The organism is Okeania sp. (genome assembly GCF_983059655.1).
The window spans coordinates 1-3,813 of sequence record NZ_CEZPJD010000764.1 but is presented as its reverse complement, the minus strand read 5'-3'; the positions used below and the strand labels follow the sequence as shown (position 1 = coordinate 3,813).

General features: G+C 32.8%; 4 protein-coding genes. 1 reads left to right on the top strand and 3 read right to left on the bottom strand.

Going from position 1 to position 3,813, the window contains the following annotated elements; all coding sequences use genetic code 11:
* Nucleotides 1–1,128: SpoIIE family protein phosphatase (locus tag AC3DU7_RS28025; protein ID WP_488042536.1), on the top strand; the 1,128-nt coding region annotated here is incomplete at its 5' end.
* 307 nt (nt 1,129–1,435) lie between these two features.
* On the opposite strand, the gene AC3DU7_RS28020 is transcribed toward AC3DU7_RS28025, so the two are convergent.
* The 3 genes from AC3DU7_RS28020 to AC3DU7_RS28010 form a co-directional block, all read right to left on the bottom strand.
* Nucleotides 1,436–2,251: a metal ABC transporter permease gene (locus AC3DU7_RS28020; protein WP_488042535.1), complete on the bottom strand. Its 816-nt coding sequence runs from the start codon at nt 2,249–2,251 to the stop codon at nt 1,436–1,438.
* Nucleotides 2,252–2,530: 279 nt separating this feature from the next.
* The gene (locus AC3DU7_RS28015; protein ID WP_488042534.1) at nt 2,531–3,292 is read right to left on the bottom strand and encodes a metal ABC transporter ATP-binding protein; all 762 of its coding nucleotides are present in this window, start codon (nt 3,290–3,292) and stop codon (nt 2,531–2,533) included.
* On the bottom strand, nt 3,289–3,813 hold a 525-nt coding region (locus tag AC3DU7_RS28010; protein ID WP_488042533.1), incomplete at its 5' end, for a metal ABC transporter solute-binding protein, Zn/Mn family. The genes AC3DU7_RS28015 and AC3DU7_RS28010, both read right to left, overlap by 4 nt.

Sequence of the window (3,813 nt, the reverse complement as noted above, 5' to 3'; positions counted from 1 at the left end):
AATAAAAAAGGCGAAGAATTATGTGGCGACCAAGTTAAATTCCGCAAAGCCGAAAATAAAACTATTATCGTTTTGTCTGATGGATTAGGCAGTGGGGTAAAAGCTAATATTCTAGCCACTTTAACGACAGAAATTTTGATTAATATGTTGAATACTGATGACGTTTCTTTAGAAGATGTAATTGAAACAGTCATCGGTACTTTACCTATTTGTCAAGTTAGAAAAATTGCCTATGCTACCTTTACTGTAGTTCAAATTAACCCCAAAAATAATAACTTTTTAGTAATTAACTTTGATAACCCTCCCGTTTTATATTTAAAAAAAGGTAAGTTAGTACAGTTAGAAAGCAAAACTGAAAAAATATTAGATAAAAAAATTACTTTCTCTGAAGGCAAGCTGGAAAAAGGCGATTTTTTAGGAGCTATTAGTGATGGAATTTTGTACGCAGGTTTAGGAGTTAGTTTAAATTTTGGTTGGGGTTGGGATAATATTGCTAAACATATCGAAACTTTATTTATTAATCATACTCATACGGCGAGAAATATTGTTCAAAATGTAATTAAAAAAACTTATAATCTCTATGGAGGCAAAATTGGTGATGATGCTTCTTTCGTGGGAATTTATGTGAGAAAGAAAAATCCAGTAATGATATTTACAGGTCCGCCCCTAGATGAAAATAGAGATTTTGAATATGTCGAGAAATTATTAAGTTTTCGCGGTCGGAGAGTTGTTTGTGGAGGGACAACTGGAAATATTGTGGCAAATTTTCTGGGAGAAACTATTGAAATGGATATTACGACAATGACTAAAGAAATGCCACCAATAGGTAGGTTGAGTGGAATAGATTTAGTTACTGAAGGAATTTTAACTATTTCCAAATGTGCGGAGATTTTGAAAAAGTCTAATTGCGATATTGGCAGGTTACCTTCCGGAAAAAATGGGGCGATAATGTTGGCAGAAGAAATATTAGAAGCAGATTCAATTTTATTTTTAGTAGGGCAAAAAATTAATGAATTTTATCAAAACCCTTTATTGCCGAAAAATATTTCGATTCGCCGTAATTTAATAGAAGACTTAGTTCAATATTTACGGGAAAAACAAAAAGAAGTAACTATAGAATATTGTTGAAAACAAGAAGTATAGCAAAAGTAAGAAGGAAGAAGGAAAAATCTTACGTTGTCTGAGTTTTAATTTTTTGAACTGTCCTAACCTTTCCTTCCATTACTATAATATCAATTTGATAAATGTTTGCTACCAGTAGCTAGGGTATTTCTTAGAATTTTCTAGGTCATACTCCACAAACAGAATTCAGAATGAATAGATTTAATACCAGTTTTTATGTCGTAATTATCTTTTTTGTCAAAGGGAAATTTTCTGCAAAATTTTTTTATTGCACTTATTATTCGTAACATTCTTTTTTCAAAATGGTATAAGACTATGCTCCTCGACTGGAAAATACTACTATCAAAAATGTCACTAACTGTACTAAAACAATACTAGGGCCAGAAGGTAAATTAAAACTACCAGATACTATCATTCCTAACACCCCACTCATAGCACCAATTGTCGCAGAAATTCCTAAAAACGATACAAATTGATGACAAATCAACTTAGCTGTTGCTGCTGGAATTACCAAAAAAGCATTCAGTAATAAAATACCAACTGCTCTCATAGTCAGGGCGATCGCCAGGGATAAAATAATTATAAATATGTATTTATATCTTTCTACTGGTATCCCCTGAATTTGTGCCAACTCAGAATTGAAAGTTAATAATATTTGTTGTTGTAAAGTCAACCCTAACCAACCCAATGTTACGATTAACAAAATAACTAAAAAAAGTAAATCTAGATTACTAATTGCTAAAATATCACCAAATAATATAGATAATAAATTTCCTCGATACCCAGGTATAAAATTAAACCCAATAGTACCCAATGCAACCGAACTAGCAATTACAATACTTAAAATTGTATCTCCACCTAAATTAGTCCTTTCAATTAAATAATTTATTCCTAATCCAAAGAATACCAAAAAAACAATCAAAGCCATCGTAAGTGGTAACTGTAATAAAGCAGCTAATACTACAGCTAAAAAAGCTGTATGACCCAAGGACTCTCCAAATAGAGATAATTGGCGTAAAATCACGAATCCACCAATAATTCCTCCTAAAATTCCTAATAGAATACCCCCTATAATTGCTCGCTGCATAAATGGTAGACTAAATAAATTAATCCATTCTGAAAAATCCATATTTATAAAATATAAGTCAAGTAAGTTTATTTATCTTTAAGCATTCAGCCGTCAGCTATCAGCCATCAGCTATTGCTTTTAGTTTTAGATAAAAGCTTTACTAATTGAGCCATAATTTATACTTACTACAAAAACTGGCTTTAAAGTCTATATTAATTTAAATCCTATCCTTTTGCTAAGAGCTGACAGCTAATAGCTGTTTGCGCAGCATTCCGCAGGAAATGCTTACATCTCTTCTAACCTTTTCTTCCCTTCTGCCCTCTGCCTTCTGCCTTCTATTTAACGCTGATGAACATATCTAATTAAATTATCCCCATAAACTTCACTCAAGTTATTTTTATCCAAAGCAACACTAGGTTTTCCCTGACAACATAAACGACGATTCATACAAATAACTTGGTCACAATAACGACTCACCATATCTAAATCATGGGAAACTTGAAGAATAGAAAAACCTTCTTCTTGATGTAAATTAGCCAGTAATTCAGCAAATTGTATTTCTCCAGTCGGGTCTATACCAGCCATGACTTCATCTAAGATTAATAATTGTCTATTTTGCACCAAACAATATCCCAATAAAACCCGTTTTAACTCCCCACCACTTAAACTTCCTATTCGCTGTTTTGCCTGATTTTCTAACTTAACTTGTACCAAAGCTTTTTCTATTGCCATAAGCTTTTCCCGCGACTTCATCAAACCTTGTTGCGGACAACCTAAACTAATTAATTCAGCCACAGTTAAAGGAAAACTCCGGTCAAAAGGTAATTTTTGGGGAATATAACCAATTTTTTGCCAATGTTTTCCTAAATCTTTTATTTGTTTGCCTAGAATTTCTATATAGCCTGATTCATAAGGAATTAAACCCAATATTGCCTGAATTAATGTACTTTTTCCGGCACCATTGGGACCAATAATTGCTGTATTACTACCAGGAAATATTTGAAATGACACAGATTCTACTGCTTGATATTTGCCTCTAACTACTGTCAAATTTTGTACATCAACTACTGGTAAATTTTTGTTGATTGCTACTAATTTCACTGGCAAACTTCCTCTAAAGTTTTTATATTATTTCTCATGGCAGTAAAATAATGTTCTGGGTCTAACGAACCGCTATTTATTGGGTCTAATTTTTTGACTGGTAATTTAATATCTTTAGCAATTTGTTGCATCCGATTATCATTAAATCCAACTTCAGCCAGTAAACCTTTAACTTGATATTCTTGGGCTGCTTTTATTACTCTTTGAACATCTCTAGGCGTGATATTATCTTCTGGCAATTCCACCACTGCCATTTGTTGTAAATTGTACCGTTGAGCTAAGTAAGGATAAGCATCATGAAAAGCAATAAATTTACATCCTTGAAAGGGTGATAAACGAGTTTGAAATTCTTGGTGCAGCTCCTGTAATTTACGAATATAAATATCAGCATTGGCTCTATAAGTAGCTTCATTATTAGAGTCAGCTTGAATTAAACCATCGCGAATATTCTTAACTTGTTGTTGCGCTAAAACAGGGTCTAACCAAACATGAGGGTTTCCTTCTTCATGGTGATGACCGTG

Coding starts and splice junctions, on each gene's coding strand:
- AC3DU7_RS28020 (WP_488042535.1), bottom strand. CDS start 2,251: ATGGATTTTTCAGAATGGATTAATTTATTTAGTCTACCATTTATGCAG.